The organism is Rhodococcus sp. NPDC003318 (assembly GCF_042879035.1).
Classification (GTDB): domain Bacteria; phylum Actinomycetota; class Actinomycetes; order Mycobacteriales; family Mycobacteriaceae; genus Rhodococcus_G.
This window is the reverse complement of sequence record NZ_JBIAOU010000001.1, coordinates 1-15,690: the sequence shown is the minus strand read 5'-3', so window position 1 is coordinate 15,690 and position 15,690 is coordinate 1. Positions and strand designations below refer to the sequence as shown.

Here is a 15,690-nt window from a genome sequence, read left to right as displayed (position 1 = left end):
CGACCACCAGCGGCACGATCACCTCGCTCACAGACCGACCGCCTTGTACAGGGCGCCGACCTCGCCGGGGCCGATCACGCGGAGGGTGCCCGGACGTCCGTCGCCGAGCGCGACCGGTCCGATGTCCGTGCGCACCAGCCGGACCACGGGGTGCCCGACGGCCTCGAGCAGCCGCCGCACGATGTGCTTGCGACCCTCGTGCAGGACCACCTTGACCAGTGACTGCCTGCCGTTGATGTCGAGGAGGGTGAACGAGTCGACCTTCGCCGGCCCGTCCTCGAGCTCGACGCCCGCCTTGAGGGTCCTGCCGAGGTTGCGTTCGACCACCCCGTTGACGGTGGCGAGGTAGGTCTTGGGCACCTCGTAGGACGGGTGCATCAGCCGGTGCGCGAGGTCACCGTCGTTGGTCAGCAGGATCAGGCCCTCGGTGTCGGCGTCGAGGCGACCGACGTGGAACAGTCGCTGACCGGCGGCGATTCGTTCGGAGACGATGTCGCCGATGCAGGGGCGACCGAGGTCGTCCGACATCGTCGACTGCCAGCCGCGCGGCTTGTTCAACGCGATGTGCACGAGGTCCTTCTTCACGACGACCCGGATGCCGTCGACGCGGACGACGGCGTTGTCGGGATCGACCCGCAGGCCCTGCTCGGTGACGATGTGGCCGTCGACCTCGATGCGACCCTGCTCGATCAACTCCTCGGCGGCGCGGCGGGAGGCGACGCCGGCCTGGGCGAGCACCTTCTGCAACCGCACGCCCTCGCCGGCGGCGAGCTTCGTCGGCCCCGCCGAGTCGACGTGCTGGTGCCGGGCGGGCTTGGCATTGCTGATCTTGGGGACGACCGGTGTCTGCTGGCGCTGCGGCTTGGCCTGCTTTGGCTTGCCCCGCTTGTTGGTGGCGCCGGGTGCGCCGGTCCTGCCTGCGGTGCCGGCGGCCTGGCCGCGATGCGGCTTCTTCGGAGCGCCACCCGTGCCGGTGCGCGGGGCGTCCTTCTTGCCTGTCGTGGTGCGGGCGGGTTTCCCCCTGCCCCTGTCCGGTGTGCCATCTCGGCGAGCGGATCTGTTCACTTTTCTTTCCTGTTCACTTCTGCACGTCCGAGTGAACGGATGCGTTCACTCGGTCAATTGTCGTCGTCGACTCGGGTGTCGACGACGGGTTCGGCGTCCACCCGCGCGGCTCGCAGTTTCGCGAAACGCGGGTCGGACTCCATGTCCTCGCTGATGTCGTCGATCACGTCGACATCGGGCAGCAACGGCGCCAACGGCGGCAGGTCCGCCAGCGAGGCCAGCCCGAGCCGCTCCAGGAACAACTCGGTCGTCGCATAGGTGGTCGCATTCGTCTCGGGGTCCACCCCGGCCTCGGCGACCAGACCGCGGGCGAGCAGGGTGCGCATGACGCCGTCGACGTTCACACCGCGCACCGCGCTCACCCGTGCACGGGTCAAGGGTTGACGGTACGCAACTACGGCCAAGGTTTCCAACGCTGCACGTGTGAGCTTCGACCGAGCCCCGTCCAACAGCAGTCGCTCCACGTACGGTGCGTACTCGTTGCGGGTGTAGAACCGCCACCCGTCCCCCGCGTACCGCAGGTCGATACCGCTGCGGCGGGCCGTCAGTCCCGCCGACATGCGCCGCAGCGCACGGTCGACCCGGTCGGCGGGCTCACCGACCGCTGCCGCCAGCGCGTCCACGGCCGCGGGTGCGTCGATCACCAGCAGCACCGCCTCGAGCGCGGAGTCGAGTTCGTCGTCGTCGAGGCGGTCGCCCTCGTCCGTGTCGTCCACCTCGACGACGGCGGCGGTGCCCGGCTCGAACTCTGTTTCCTCGCTCACCCGTAATCCTCCGCACTCACCAGCGACCGCCCGTCGTCATCACCCTCACCCGTCCAGGTCACCCGCAGTTCGCCGAGCGGCTCGGGTTGCTCGAACGCCACGGCCCGCTGCCGGTACAGCTCGAGCAGTGCGAGGAAGCGGGCGACGATCTGCACGGTCACCTCGCAGCCGTCGACGAGCTCCCCGAAACGCGCCCACTCCCCCGCCCCGCGGTCGCGCAGCAGGTCGAGGACGATCGCGGCCTGCTCCGGCACCGACACCGTCGGGGCGTGCAGGTGCCCGAGCCCGACGGTCGGCACCGGACGCGGGACGAACGCCGCGGCCGCGATGTCCGCGAACGCGGCCGCGTCGACCCCGAGCAGCACCTCCGGCAGCAGGCCCGCGTACCGGTCCTCGAGCGCCACCGACCGCGGGTAACGGCGCAGCGCGGCCGATTCGAGTTCCGCGAACAGCTGCGCGACCTGCTTGTACGCGCGGTACTGCAGCAGCCGCGCGAAGAGCAGGTCGCGGGCCTCGAGCAGCGCCAGGTCCTCGGCGTCCTCGACCTCACCGGCGGGCAGCAGCCGGGCCGCCTTGAGGTCGAGGAGGGTCGCCGCGACGACGAGGAACTCGGTGGTCTGGTCGAGACCCATGTCGGCGCCGAGTGCGCGCGTGTACGCGATGAAGTCGTCGGTCACCTGGTGCAGCGCCACCTCGGTGACGTCGAGACGACGCTGACCGATCAGGGTCAGCAGCAGGTCGAACGGTCCCTCGAAGTTGCGCAGCCGCACCCGGAAGCCACCGGTGTCGGCTCCACCGTCCGGCGGTGGGGATCCGTCGGTGGGTGTGTTCTCCATCTACCGACCGGACCGCGCAATCACCTCACGCGCCAAGGACCGATACGCTTGCGCGCCACCGGATTTCGGCGCCCAGGTGGTGATCGGCTCACCGGCGACACTGGTTTCGGGGAAGCGGACGGTGCGGTTGACGACGGTGTCGTAGACCAGCTCGCCGAACACCTCGACCACGCGGGTCATCACCTCGCGGGCGTGCAGGGTGCGGGCGTCGAACATGGTGACCACGATCCCGGACATCTGCAGCCGCGGGTTGAGGCGGTCGCGGACCTTCTCCACCGTGTCGTTGAGGAGCGCCAACCCGCGCAGGCTGAAGTACTCGCACTCCATCGGGATGATGACACCTTCCGCGCAGGCGAGTGCATTGACGGTGAGCAGCCCGAGCGACGGCTGGCAGTCGATCAGGATGTAGTCGTAGCGGTCGAGCACCGGGTACAGCGCCCGCCCGAGTGCCTGCTCGCGGCCGACCTCGGTGACGAGCTGGATCTCGGCGGCCGACAGGTCGATGTTGCTCGGCAGCAGATCGAGGCCCTCGACGCGGGTGCGCATCAGGACGTCGTCGATGGAGACCTTCCGCTCGACGAGCAGATTGTGGACCGTCAGGTCGAGGTCGTTGTGCGCGACACCGAGCCCCGCCGACAGCGCCCCCTGCGGGTCGAGGTCGACGAGGAGAACCCGCCGACCGTACTCGGCGAGCGAGGCTCCGAGGTTGATCGTCGAGGTGGTCTTGCCGACGCCACCCTTCTGGTTGCACATCGCGATCACCTTGGCGGGACCGTGCGACGTGAGGGGTGCCGGGTCGGGAATCACGCGCAGCGGCCGGCCGGTGGGACCGAGCTCCGGCTCGTCCGCCGGAACGGCCTGCGGTTCCGGGGCCACGGCGTCGACCGGGGCACCCCCGACGACCTGCTCGTCGGCGGCGACTCCCACCCCCTGCGCGCCGGGTTCGCCGGGCATCCGAGGCCGGTCGGCGACGCCGTCTGCCGACGTCGCCGAGGGCGGCTGAGGTGTGATCACGGTTCGACGGCCCCCTTCCTCGCTCGTGCATGCTCGACAAGACGCTACCGTCTGGCCCCGGGAAGCACCCACGGACACGCGCGGGCGGGCCGGGCGTGCAGGGTTCAGCGGGCGCGGGGGTGCGCCCCGGCCCACACCTCCCGCAGGGAGCCGATCGTGACGAGGGTGTAGATCTGGGTGGTGGTGACCGATGCGTGCCCGAGGAGTTCCTGGACGACCCGGACGTCGGCGCCGCCGTCGAGCAGGTGCGTGGCGAAGGAGTGCCTCAGGGTGTGCGGCGAGACCCCGTCGGCGAGTCCGACCCGGTCGGCGGCCGAGCGCAGCACCTGCCACGCGCTCTGCCGGGACAGCCGGCCGCCGCGCGAGTTGAGGAACACGGCCGGCCCACTGCGCGAGACCAGCGACGGCCGGCCCCGCACCAGGTACGCCTCGAGTGCGGCGAGCGCGGGCCTGCCGATCGGGACGATGCGGTCCTTGCCGCCCTTGCCCCGCAGCAGGACCGCCCGGTCGACGGCGTCGATGTCGTCGAGGTCGAGCCCCACGGCCTCCGAGATCCGCGCCCCGGTCGAGTACAGGACCTCGAGCAGGGCCCGGTCCCGCAGCGCCCGCGGCTGATCGGCGGCGTCGTCGCCGCCGGTGGACTCGAGCAACGCGAACACCTGGTCGACCGGCAGCGACTTCGGCAGGCGCCGGCTCGGGGACGGCGGTTTGACGGCGTGCGCGACGTCCGCTCGGGTGAACCCTTCCGCGGTCGCGAACTTGTGCAGGCCCCGCACCGCGATCAGCGCCCGTGCCGCCGACGCGGGCGCCAACGGCCGCACCCCGCCGGAGCGATCGCCCCGACGCAGTGCCACCACGAAGTCGGTGATGTGCCGTTCCGCGACCCTGTCGAGGTCGTCGATGCCGCGGGTGGTGAGGTACTCGCTGTACCGCTCGAGGTCGCGACGATACGAACTCAGGGTGTTCGCGGCCACCCCGCGCTCGACGGCGAGGTGGGCGAGGTAGCTCGACACCTGCTGGTCGAGCACCTCAGGCGCGCCCACGCCGGTCGAAGGCGGTCGGCCGGTCCACCCAGGCGGAGTCGACGAGACGCCCGACGGCGCCCACCCCGTCCCGCGCCCGCAGTGCGGCCAGCGCGAGTATCCCCGACAGCGCGGTCGCGTTGACGATCTCACCGGCCAGGGCGCGATCCACCGCTTCGGCGACCGGTACCCGCAGGATCTCCAGGTCGGCTTCCTCGTGCTCCGGATCCGGCCGCTCGATGTCGGTGAGTCCGGTCGCCAGGTACACGCGGATCGCCTCGTCGGTGAAGCCGGGCGAGACCGCGACGTCGACGAGCGTCGACCAGTGCGCGGCCGCCAGCCCGGTCTCCTCCGCGAGTTCGCGTGCCGCCGCGTCGAGCGGGTCCTCCCCCACCGCGTCGAGCAACCCGGCGGGCAGCTCCCACAGCCTGCGGCCGAGCGGGTGCCGGTACTGGTTGATCAGCACGAGGTGGTCGCGGTCGTCGACGGCGACGACCGCGACCGCGCCGTGGTGTTCGACCACTTCGCGGTCCGCGGCCCGGCCACCCGGCATGGCGACCCGGTCCACGCGCAACGCGACGATCGCACCCTCGTACACCGTTCGGCTGTCGAGGGTGTCGAAGTCGTGTTGTCCGGGGCGGCTCATCGGCGGGTCAGCCCGCGCTCGGGGCGTCGGCGACGGCCTCGCTCTCGGCGTGGTCCGTGTCCGTCTCCGGGTGCACGTCGACCTCGAGGCGCTCGGCGGCCTTGTACTTCACGGCCGCGCCGACGAACGCCGCGAACAGCGGGTGCGGACGGGTCGGCCGGCTCTTGAGCTCCGGATGTGCCTGCGTCGCAACGAAGAACGGGTGCTTGTCGGCGGGCAGCTCGACGAACTCGACGAGGTGGCCGTCCGGGGAGGTGCCGCTGAACTTCAGCCCCGACTTCGCGATCCGGTCCCGGTACGCGTTGTTGACCTCGTAGCGGTGCCGGTGCCGCTCGGAGACGTTCTCGGAACCGTAGGCCCGCGCGACCACCGAACCCTTCTCCAGCACGGCCGGGTACGCACCCAGACGCATGGTGCCACCGAGATCGGCCTCGCCGGCGACGATGTCCTCCTGGTCGGCCATCGTCGAGATGACGGGGTGCGTGGTGTCGGGCTCGAACTCGGCCGAGTTGGCGTCGGTCAGACCCACCGAGCGGGCCGCCTCGATGACGACGGCCTGCAGTCCGAGGCACAGCCCGAGCAGCGGGATGCCGCGGGTCCGAGCGTAGGTGATCGCGCCGAGCTTGCCCTCGATGCCGCGGATGCCGAAGCCACCCGGGATCAGCACCGCGTCGGCCTCGCCGAGCGCGGCCTGCGCCCCGCTCTCGGTCTCGCACACATCCGATGGGACCCAGTCGATCTCGACCTTGGCGTGGTGCGCGAACCCGCCGGCACGCAGCGCCTCGGTGACGGAGAGGTACGCGTCGGGCAGGTCGACGTACTTGCCGACGAGGGCGACGCGCACCGACTCACGCGGGTTGTGGACGCGGTCGAGCAGCGCACCCCACACCGTCCAGTCGACGTCGCGGAACGGAAGACCGAGTGTGCGCACCACGTACGCGTCCAGGCCCTCGCTGTGCAGCACCTTCGGGATGTCGTAGATGGAGGGAGCGTCGGGCGTGGAGATGCAGGCGTCGACGTCGACGTCGCACATCAGCGCGATCTTCGCCTTCAGGGCCTGCGGCACGTCCCGGTCGCAGCGCAGGATCAGCGCGTCCGGCTGGATACCGATGTTGCGCAGCGCCGCCACCGAGTGCTGCGTCGGCTTGGTCTTGAGCTCGCCGGACGGACCCAGGTACGGGACCAGCGAGACGTGCAGGAAGAAGACGTTCTCCCGGCCGACGTCGTGGCGCACCTGACGGGCCGCCTCGAGGAACGGCTGGGATTCGATGTCGCCGACGGTGCCGCCGATCTCGGTGATGACGACGTCCGGCACCTGCCCCTGTGCGTCCGGGCCGGCCATCGCGAGGATCCGGGACTTGATCTCGTCGGTGATGTGCGGGATGACCTGCACGGTGTCGCCGAGGTACTCGCCGCGCCGCTCCTTCGCGATCACCGACGAGTACACCTGGCCGGTGGTCACGTTCGCGAAGGCGTTGAGGTCGCGGTCGAGGAACCGTTCGTAGTGGCCGACGTCGAGGTCCGTCTCGGCGCCGTCCTCGGTGACGAACACCTCACCGTGTTGGAACGGATTCATCGTGCCCGGATCGACGTTGAGGTACGGGTCGAGTTTCTGCATCGTCACCCGCAGGCCACGGGCGGTGAGCAGCTGCCCGAGGCTGGACGCCGTCAGGCCCTTGCCGAGCGAGGAGGCCACGCCCCCGCTGACGAAGATGTGCTTGGTGGCGGTACGCGAATGACTGCGTGACAGTGGCAAAGGGGCTCCCGTGACGACTTGCAGGACTTGACCAAAGAGTAGAGCTGGGGCCTGCCGACCCACGGGTCTTCACGGTAACACCTCGGGGCCCCGCTCCGCTGCACCGGCACGCCCGAGCCACGCCCCGAGGTGTGTGACGCTCAGCCGATCGGCGCCCCGACGGTGACCGCCGTGGCGTTCGGACCGGTCCCGTACCGGCCCGCGCCGCCCCCGAGCTGTTCCTGCAGAGCCAGCACCGTGGTGATCCGTCCCGACTCGCGGTCGGCGTCGTCGACGGTCGACACCGCCGACGCGAGAGCGGTGTCGGAGCGGACCACGGCGATGGGCCCGTTGCCGTCCGCGGCACCGGGCCGGCCCGCGAGCACCGTGCCCGCTCCCCTGCTGTCGAGTGCCCCCGCGAACCGCGCGACGATCGACCCCCGGTTGCCGCCCTGACCCGAACTGCCGTCACCGGTCAACACGACGGCCAGCTGCGCGGGGGCGACCGTGCCGTTGTCGTAGGCGACGAAACCACCGGCCCGCAGCGCGTCGAGCGCGAGCGCCAGTTCCTCGGGCGTGCTCTGCGGTTGCGCGTTCCGGGCGCCCAGCAGCAGCACCGACCCGAGGAGGTCGCCGGCGAGGCTGCCCTGGTCGACCGATCCCGACCGCAACTGGATGCCCGCCGGGATGACGTTGGTGACCGTCGTGCGGAGCTGGTCGCCGTTCGCGGCGTCGACGAACGAGTCCGTCAGCGCCACCCGCCCGGTCACGGAGCCGCCGGCCGATCCGATCAGCCGGGTCACCTGGTCGAGGTCGCCGGGGTCGGCGTCCGGCGTGGTGACGATGACAACCGTCCGCTGCGCGAGCGTGTCGCGCACCACCCGGTCCGCGACGGCCCGGTCGAATTCCTCCGCCGCGGACAGTTGCCCCGTGAGCTGGTTGTTCTCCTCGTGCAGGTCGTTGATCTGATTCTGCAGGTGGGTCTTGTCCTCCCGCAGCCCGGACAGCAGTGAATCGGACAGTGTGCCCGAGCCGAGGACGACGCCGATGGCCAGGGCCAGGAAGATCGCCGCGATCGAGATCGCGTGTTGACGCACAGAGATCACTCGAAGAATCCCTGGACCCACAGAGCGAAGCTGTTCCACGTCTCCACGGCCCAGTCGAGGGCCTCGCCGCCGATGTTCGACACCACCAGCGCCACGATCACCGCGGTCAGGGCGGCGAGGACGAGCAGCGCGATCGCCGCACCGGAGACCCGGCTGCGGTACAGGGTCGCGACGGCCTTGGCGTCGACCAGTTTCGGGCCCACCTTCAGCCGGGTCATGAACGCCGCCGGATTGGCGTCGCGGCGCCCCCGGTCGAAGAACTCGTCGAGCGAGACGGTGCTGCCGACCGCAACGATCAACGACGCTCCGTGATGATCCGCGAGCAGCAAGGCGAGATCGGCCGGGGCGCATGCGGCGGGGAAGGTCATCGCGCCGATGCCGAGGTCCTGGATGCGCTCGAGTCCCGGCGCATGCCCGTCCGGGTCGGCAGGCAGCACCACCTCCGCCCCCGACTTGAGGGTGTCGGCGGTGACCTCCTCCGGATCCCCGACGATGAGGTCGGGGCGGTAGCCGGCGGAGGACAGCGCGTCCGCTCCTGCTCCCACACCGATCAGGATCGGCGAGTACTCCTTGATGAACGGCTTGAGATTCTTCAGGTCCGCCATGTGATCCGGGCCGTCTGCGACGACGACGACGTGCCGGTCCTTCATGTCGACGTCCACGTCGGGGACACCGACTCCGTCGATGAGCAGGGGGCTCTCGGTGCGGATGAACTCGATCGTGTTTCCGGAGAAGGCCTCCAGGTGGTCGACCAGACCGGTCTTCGCCTCGATCATCAGATCCGAGATCTCCGCCTCGGACTGCTCGACACCCTTCGCCAGGAGTCGCTCGCCCGTGTAGACGCCGCCCTCGTGGAGGCGGATCTTCGCACCGTCCTTGACCTTCTTGAGCGCCTCCTCACCGACGGAGTCGACCAGGACGATGCCGTTGGCGACGAGCACCTCCGGTCCGAGGTTCGGATAGCGACCGGAGATCGACTGCGAGACGTTGACGACAGCGGTGACGCCGGCGTCGACGAGGGCGTCGGCCGTCACCCGGTCCAGGTCGAGTTCGTCGAGGACGACGATGTCGCCGGGGCCGACGCGGCGAAGCAGCTTCGCCGTGTTGTGGTCAACCCTGGCGATGCCGGTGATTCCCGGCAGCGATTCGGTGTTTCGTGACAACAGAGCGGGCATCTTCATGCCAACGATGATGGCCCCGAGGCGTGCCGCGACCCGGGAGGCGCGCCGAACCTACTACCTCACCTGTCACTCCGACACCACGAACGACACGGCTTCCGCTCGTCGCGAACCGATCACGACGATGCGGCGGAGGACCCCCGTTCGGCTCCGGCCGTCGCGAGCAGTTCCTCCGCATGCGCGCGGCCGGTCTCGGTGTCGCCGAGCCCGGCGAGCATCCGTGCCAGTTCGACCACGCGCTGTTCGTCGGTGAGGACTCGCACGCCGCTGTCGGCGCTGCGCTTGCCGTCGACCTTGTCCACGACGAGGTGCGTGTCGGCGAACGCCGCCACCTGCGGCAGATGCGTCACCACGATCACCTGGTGTGTGCGGGCGAGCCGGGCGAGGCGACGCCCGATCTCGACGGCGGCTCGGCCGCCGACCCCGGCGTCCACCTCGTCGAAGACCATCGTCGCGCTGGACTGCGCCCCGGCGAGGACGACCTCGAGCGCCAGCATCACCCGCGACAGCTCACCGCCGGACGCACTCTTGCCCAGCGGCAACGACGGAGCATGGGCATGCGCAGCGAGCCGGAACTCGACCTCGTCGACACCGGCCGAGCCGGCGTGGAGCAACTGCCCGTCGACCTCGAGCGGCGCCGAGTCCTGGGCACCGGCGGGGACGGGGCGGACCTCGACCTCGAGTTTCGCCTTCCCCATCGCCAGACCGGCGAGTTCCGCGGTCACCGCCTTCCCGAGTTTGCCCGACGCCTTCGCCCGGGCCTTGCTCAGTCCGGTCGCAGCTGCCGCCAACTCGGTCGCAGCCTCGTCCACCCGCGCAGCCAGTGCCGCCAGCGCGTCTGCCGAGACGTCGATGCGTCCGAGGCGCTCACGCGCCTGTGCGGCCCACTCGAGCACCCCGTCCACGTCCGCTGCGTACTTGCGGGTCAGGGTCTTGAGTTCGGCCTGCCTGCTGAGCAGGGCGTCGAGTGCCCCGGGATCCGACGGCAGCTCGTCGAGATATCCGGTCAGATCCGACGCGACGTCGGTCAGGACTGTGATCGCCTCGCCGAGGCGCGGTGCGAGCACCGTCAGCGCCTGATCGTCCGAGGATTCGACACGAGCCCGGGCCTCACCGAGCAGGTCGAGGGCTCCGGCGGAGTCCGGGCCCTCCTCGCTGCCGAGGTCCGACGCACCGACCAGCGCGATGTGCGCGGCCACCGCCGCGGACCGCAACGAGTCGAGGTCTCCGAGACGGCGCACCTCCGCGACGATCGCGTCGTCCTCACCGGGTTGCGGGTCGACGGCGTCGATCTCGTTCAGCGCGAACTGGAGGCGGTCGACCTCCTGCGCGAGTTCGCGGCTGCTGCGGGTGCGTTCGTCCAGTTCGGCACGAGCCTCGAGCCACCGCTCCCGGAGCGCACGGTACTTGTCGAGCAGCGAACCGACTGCGACACCGCCGTATTCGTCGAGAGCCGCCCTCTGCTGGTCGGGGCGCTGCAGTCGAAGCTGGTCGTTCTGCCCGTGCACGGTCAGCAACGGAGATGTCAGGTCGGCCAGCACGCCCGCAGGCACGCTGCGCCCTCCGAGATGGGCGCGGGAGCGCCCGTCGGCGCCGACCGTACGGGCCGCGATGACGGTGCCGTCCTCGTCGCGTTCGGCGCCGCTGGACTCGAGCAGCCGGTCGATCTCCGCTGCGATCCGGGGGCCGACGTTTCCGGTCGAGAACCTGCCCTCGACGACGGCACGCTGGGCACCGACGCGGACCCGGCCGGCATCGGCACGGGCCCCGCCGAGTAGGTGCAGACTCGTCACGATCATCGTCTTGCCTGCTCCGGTCTCACCGGTCAGCACCGTCAGTCCCTCGTGGAACTGGGCACTCGCCTGCGAGATGACACCCAGGGAGTCGATGCGGATTTCAGCGAGCACGCCTGCTGTCCCCTTCCCCACGGTTCTTCGGTCCTCGCCACCCCTGCACCGGCAGCGCGAACTTGCGCACCATCCGGTCGGCGAACGGCGCGGAATCGAGCCGGATCCACTTCACGGGGTTCGCTCCGCGGACCACCTCCACCCGGCCGCCGGCGGGCAGCGCCAGGGTGCGACTGCCGTCACAGAAGACGAGCCCGTCGTGGCCGCCCGCGAACGTCTCGATCGCGATCAGCGACTCCGGACTGGTGACCAGCGGACGCGCGAACAGCGCGTGGGCGTTGCTCGGAATCACCAGCAGGGCTTCGAGTTCCGGCCACACCACCGGTCCGCCTGCGGAGAAGGCGTATGCCGTCGATCCGGTCGGGGTCGAGACCAGCACGCCGTCGCATCCGAACGACGACACCGGCCGCCCGTCAACCTCGAGCACGACCTCGAGCACGCCGAGCCGGGAGACGTTCTCGATGCTCGCCTCGTTCAGCGCCCACCCGCGGTCGACGATCACGTCGTCGACCCGGATGGCGATGTCGATGGTCATCCGGTGCTCGACGCGGTAGTCCTGGCGCACCAGGTGCCCGAGGGCCTCCTCCAGGTGCTCCGCTTCCGTCTCGGCGAGGAAGCCGATTCGTCCGAGGTTGATGCCGAGCACCGGAATGTCCGCAGCCCGAGCGGATTCGGCGCCGCGCAGGAAGGTGCCGTCGCCGCCGAGGACGAGGACGAGTTCGCAGCCGTGCGCCGCGGCCGGACCGGGTCCGACGTAGGTGCATTGCACGTCCGCACCGAGGACGACATCCGCGTGGTCGGCTTCCGAGGCGAGAACCCTGAGTCCGATCCCGGCCTCGGCGAACACCCGGGCAATCCGGCGGACGGTCTCGGCAATCTCCGGTCGACCGGTGTGGGCGACGACGAGGATCTCGCGCTGCGTGACCGGTTCGCCGTTCACTGTGGCCCCTCTGCGACGGCCCGACGTACCAGCGCCTCGACGTCCTCGACACCCGGTTCGGTCTGCTTGCGCAGCCACAGGAAGAACTCGACGTTGCCGGATGGTCCGGGCAGCGGACTGGCCACGACGCCCAGGGTGCGCAGCCCCGCCTCGTCCGCGGCGCGTGAGACCTCGAGCACGGCCTCCGCCCGAAGCTCGGGATCCCGGACCACGCCACCGGATCCCACGCGGTCCTTGCCGACCTCGAACTGCGGTTTGACCATCGGCACCAGGTCCGCGCCGTCCGAGGCGCACGTCACGAAGGCGGGCAGCACGAGCGCGAGCGAGATGAACGACAGATCCGCGACGACGAGATCGACCTGACCGCCGATCTGCTCGGGTTCGAGAGAACGCACGTTGGTGCGGTCGACGACGCGAACCCGCTCGTCCGACTGCAGCCGCCACACCAACTGGCCGTAACCGACGTCGACCGCGACCACCTCGGCGGCACCTCGACTGAGCAGTACGTCGGTGAATCCCCCGGTCGAGGCGCCTGCGTCGAGGCAGCGTCGGCCGGTCACCGACAGTCCCTCCGGCTCGAACGCTTCCAGCGCACCGAGCAGTTTGTGGGCACCACGCGACGCCCACGACACTTCGTCCGCCTCGTCCGTGACGAGCAACGGTGTACCGGCCTCGACGGCTGTGGCGGGTTTGACCGCCACAGCGCCGTTGATCAGTACCCGGCCGGCCCCGATCAGCTGCGCCGCATGTTCCCGAGAGCGAGCCAGACCTCGCCGAACGAGTTCGGCGTCGACTCGTGCACGCCTGGCCACCTCAGATCTTGTCCACGGTCGACAGCGCCTGGACCAGCACGTCGTGGGCACGCTCGAGGATCTGGGCCTGTCGCGTCAGCGCGTGGTGATCGTGCTGCGGATCGCAGTCGGACAGGCCCGTGAGAAGCTCGTCCACCTCGGCGTGGATCCGCTCCGGGTCGACTCGCTGCGGCGGACCGGGCAGGTGCTGCCCGGGAAAGGGTGTCGGCGTACTCATCGCCGTCAACGCTAGCCGATCGACACGACAATGCGCGCCTGCCGGCGCCGCCGTGTGCCGAGGACCGCGGCCGGCGTGGAGGAGGGTGGTCACTCCGCTCGACCGAGGAGCGCGACACCTCGCACCTCGACCACGTCCGGGTCCGACCACGCCGCCGCCAACGCGGCACGCAGCACCGTCTCCTCGTCCACACTCGGAGACGCCTTGACCGTGAGCGTGGGACCGTCGACGATGGCGGTGACGTCGGGGTGCGGCGCGATGGTGAGGTCCGCAGGCGCCTGCGACAACGCCGACAGGGTGAACGAGACGTACGTGGGACGCTCGGCCACCGGCGCACGCAGCAGGTCGACGGGGCTGGTGACGCCCGAGAGCACCAGGAGAGAGTCCAGTCCGGCGGCGTTCGCACCCGCGATGTCGGTGTCGATCCGGTCCCCCACCACGAGCGGACTGCGTGCGGCGCTGCGGCGCACCGCGTCGTCCATCAGAGGCCGCGCCGGCTTGCCCGCGACGTCCGGTTCGCGGCCGGTCGCGGTGCGCAGCGCCGCCACCATCGAGCCGTTGCCGAGGCACAGTCCCCGTTCCGTCGGCAGGGTGGTGTCGACGTTCGACGCGACCCAGTGGGCACCCGCCCGGATCGCGAGGGTCGCCTCGGCCAGAATCCGCCAGTCCGTGTCGGGCGAGTGGCCCTGCACGACGGCAACCGGTGCGTCGTCGAAGCTGCGCACCGGACGCAGGCCGACCACACGGACCTCGTCGGCGAGCGCCTCCGTCCCGACCACCAGCACGGGCGCCCCGGCCGGCACCCGTTCGGCCACCAACCGAGCCGCCGACTGCGAACTCGTCACGACCTCGGATTCCGTTGCGGGAAAACCGAGTTCGTTCAGATGTGCCGCCACCTCGGCAGGACTGCGGCTGGCGTTGTTGGTGACGTAGAACAGGCGCGGACCGCCCTCGACCACCAGAGCATCGCGGGCACCGGGGATCGCGTGCGGTCCCGCGTACACGGTCCCGTCGAGGTCGAGCAGCAGGACGTCGTGCCGGTCCCGCAGCGCCTGCGCGTTCACTGCTCGCCGGACAGTTCGGCCACCCGCTCCTCGGCGTCGGTGTCGCCCTCCACGTCGGCGGCCGCCGAGTTCAGGAACCACTTCAAGCCGTCCTGCACACGACCGGCGGCGACGAGCGCGTCGGCGTATGCGTAGAACAACCGTGCCGCGGTCGGACCGGACTTCGACGCGTCCAGTTCGGGGGTCTGCAGGGTGACGACGGCCTGGTCGAACTGGCCGAGGTCCATCCGCGCTCCGGCCACCACGATCCGCAGTTCCGTCGCCTCGTCCCCCTTCAGGGCGCGGGCCTCCTCGCTGCGGCCGAGCTCGATCGCTCGCTCGGGGCGCCCGAGACCACGTTCGCAGTCGGCCATCACCGCGAGCAGGCCGGGACCGCCGGCCATCCGCCGGGCCGCACGCAGCTCGGACAGCGCCTCCGCCCACTCGCCGGCGTGGTACGCGACGATCCCGGCGGTCTCCCGGACGACGGCGACGCGGCCGGCGCGGTTCCGGGCGGCGCGAGCGTGCGCGAGCGCGAGGACCGGATCCTCGTCGACCAGTTTGCTCGCCATCACCATGTGGCGGGCAACGGTGTTCGCGTTCGACTTGTCGAGGCTCAGCAGGTCCCGACGAACCGCCGGGTCGAGCTCTCCGGCCTGGATCTCCTCGGGCAGCTCCGGCTCGTCGGGCCGTGCAGCGCGACGCTCCGGGAAGGCGCCGCCGTCGCGGGGACGCGGCGCGAATCCGCCTTCACCACCCCGGCGCTGCGGTCCGCCGCTGCGGCGGTCCGGTCCACGCCGGTCGCCCCCGGACCTGCGGTCGTCAGGTCCTCCGCGGCGTTCGCCCCCGCCACGATGACCACCTGTGCCCTCACCGCGACGCTCACCGCCGTAGCGCCGGTCGTCTTCGCCGCGGCGTTCTCCGCGGTGGTCCCCGCCCGAGCGACGCTCGCCACTGCCGCCGGCGCGGTAGCCGGAACCACCCTCCCCGCGGCGTTCGCCGCGATGCTCACCACCGCCACGGTGACCGGAACCTCCGCGGGGACCGTCGCCTCGACGATCCTCCCCTCGCTGACCCCGGTCGTCCCGACCCTGCCGTCCGTCTCGACCGCGTTGCCCGTCCTGACGGTGACCGCCGCGAGCGTGTCCGCCCTGCGAGGCGTCACCGCGACGCCGATCCGGATCGTCGCTTCCATACGAACGCCGATCTCCGCTGTTGTCCGCCACCACATCTCCTTCGAAGACAACACAGGCATGACCATGAAAACACGAAAGGGGACCCAGTTGAATGGGTCCCCTTTCGGTAACGTATGTACGGCGGTGTCCTACTCTCCCACACCCTGTCGAGTGCAGTACCATCGGCGCTGGAGGGCTTAGCTTCCGGGTTCGGAATGGGACCGGGCGTT

The 15,690-nt window shown here is 70.7% G+C and carries 15 protein-coding genes and 1 rRNA gene; all 16 read right to left on the bottom strand.

Features of this window, described 5'->3' with window-relative positions:
• Window positions 1-27 precede the first annotated feature (27 nt).
• Window positions 28-1,065 carry a pseudouridine synthase gene (locus ACFYVR_RS00080; RefSeq protein WP_387468566.1) on the bottom strand — a complete coding sequence of 346 codons (1,038 nt, stop codon included), beginning with the start codon at window positions 1,063-1,065 and terminating at the stop codon, window positions 28-30.
• Between the two features lie 53 nt (window positions 1,066-1,118).
• Window positions 1,119-1,781 (bottom strand): SMC-Scp complex subunit ScpB, encoded by a 663-nt coding sequence (gene scpB / locus ACFYVR_RS00075; RefSeq protein ID WP_387470238.1) that lies wholly within the window; start codon window positions 1,779-1,781, stop codon window positions 1,119-1,121.
• Window positions 1,782-1,825: 44 nt separating this feature from the next.
• Entirely contained in the window at window positions 1,826-2,665 is an 840-nt protein-coding gene (locus ACFYVR_RS00070) for a segregation and condensation protein A (protein WP_387468565.1), read from the bottom strand.
• The gene (locus ACFYVR_RS00065) at window positions 2,666-3,676 is read right to left on the bottom strand and encodes an AAA family ATPase (protein ID WP_387470236.1); all 1,011 of its coding nucleotides are present in this window, start codon (window positions 3,674-3,676) and stop codon (window positions 2,666-2,668) included.
• Window positions 3,677-3,783: 107 nt separating this feature from the next.
• Window positions 3,784-4,722, bottom strand: coding sequence for a site-specific tyrosine recombinase XerD (gene xerD, locus ACFYVR_RS00060; protein WP_387468564.1), 939 nt, complete (start codon window positions 4,720-4,722; stop codon window positions 3,784-3,786).
• A complete protein-coding gene (locus tag ACFYVR_RS00055; protein ID WP_387468563.1) occupies window positions 4,709-5,347 on the bottom strand; it encodes an NUDIX domain-containing protein in 639 nt (212 codons plus the stop codon). The genes xerD and ACFYVR_RS00055 overlap by 14 nt, the downstream gene beginning before the upstream one ends.
• A 7-nt stretch (window positions 5,348-5,354) precedes the next feature.
• Entirely contained in the window at window positions 5,355-7,103 is a 1,749-nt protein-coding gene (locus ACFYVR_RS00050) for a CTP synthase (RefSeq protein ID WP_387468562.1), read from the bottom strand.
• Between the two features lie 140 nt (window positions 7,104-7,243).
• The gene (locus tag ACFYVR_RS00045) at window positions 7,244-8,188 is read right to left on the bottom strand and encodes a copper transporter (RefSeq protein ID WP_387468561.1); all 945 of its coding nucleotides are present in this window, start codon (window positions 8,186-8,188) and stop codon (window positions 7,244-7,246) included.
• Window positions 8,185-9,369, bottom strand: a complete 1,185-nt coding sequence (steA, locus tag ACFYVR_RS00040) for a putative cytokinetic ring protein SteA (RefSeq protein ID WP_387468560.1) — start codon at window positions 9,367-9,369, stop codon at window positions 8,185-8,187. Before steA ends, ACFYVR_RS00045 begins: the two co-directional genes overlap by 4 nt.
• Before the next feature lie 113 nt (window positions 9,370-9,482).
• The gene (gene recN / locus ACFYVR_RS00035; RefSeq protein ID WP_387468559.1) at window positions 9,483-11,273 is read right to left on the bottom strand and encodes a DNA repair protein RecN; all 1,791 of its coding nucleotides are present in this window, start codon (window positions 11,271-11,273) and stop codon (window positions 9,483-9,485) included.
• The gene (locus tag ACFYVR_RS00030; protein WP_387468558.1) at window positions 11,263-12,213 is read right to left on the bottom strand and encodes an NAD kinase; all 951 of its coding nucleotides are present in this window, start codon (window positions 12,211-12,213) and stop codon (window positions 11,263-11,265) included. Before ACFYVR_RS00030 ends, recN begins: the two co-directional genes overlap by 11 nt.
• Window positions 12,210-13,025, bottom strand: coding sequence for a TlyA family RNA methyltransferase (locus ACFYVR_RS00025; RefSeq protein ID WP_387468557.1), 816 nt, complete (start codon window positions 13,023-13,025; stop codon window positions 12,210-12,212). Before ACFYVR_RS00025 ends, ACFYVR_RS00030 begins: the two co-directional genes overlap by 4 nt.
• A gap of 1 nt (window position 13,026) precedes the next feature.
• On the bottom strand, window positions 13,027-13,242 hold the full coding sequence (locus tag ACFYVR_RS00020) for a hypothetical protein (RefSeq protein WP_387468556.1): 216 nt from the start codon (window positions 13,240-13,242) through the stop codon (window positions 13,027-13,029).
• Window positions 13,243-13,331: 89 nt separating this feature from the next.
• Window positions 13,332-14,306: an HAD-IIA family hydrolase gene (locus ACFYVR_RS00015; RefSeq protein ID WP_387468555.1), complete on the bottom strand. Its 975-nt coding sequence runs from the start codon at window positions 14,304-14,306 to the stop codon at window positions 13,332-13,334.
• Window positions 14,303-15,511 (bottom strand): hypothetical protein, encoded by a 1,209-nt coding sequence (locus ACFYVR_RS00010; RefSeq protein WP_387468554.1) that lies wholly within the window; start codon window positions 15,509-15,511, stop codon window positions 14,303-14,305. The genes ACFYVR_RS00015 and ACFYVR_RS00010 overlap by 4 nt, the downstream gene beginning before the upstream one ends.
• Before the next feature lie 85 nt (window positions 15,512-15,596).
• A 5S ribosomal RNA gene (gene rrf / locus ACFYVR_RS00005) occupies window positions 15,597-15,690 on the bottom strand; the annotation flags it as partial.

Excerpts from the sequence above, each read along its gene's own strand:
- ACFYVR_RS00070 (WP_387468565.1), bottom strand. The coding sequence starts at position 2,665 with ATGGAGAACACACCCACCGACGGATCCCCACCGCCGGACGGTGGAGCC.
- ACFYVR_RS00055 (WP_387468563.1), bottom strand. The coding sequence starts at position 5,347 with ATGAGCCGCCCCGGACAACACGACTTCGACACCCTCGACAGCCGAACG.
- steA (WP_387468560.1), bottom strand. The coding sequence starts at position 9,369 with ATGAAGATGCCCGCTCTGTTGTCACGAAACACCGAATCGCTGCCGGGA.
- ACFYVR_RS00020 (WP_387468556.1), bottom strand. The coding sequence starts at position 13,242 with ATGAGTACGCCGACACCCTTTCCCGGGCAGCACCTGCCCGGTCCGCCG.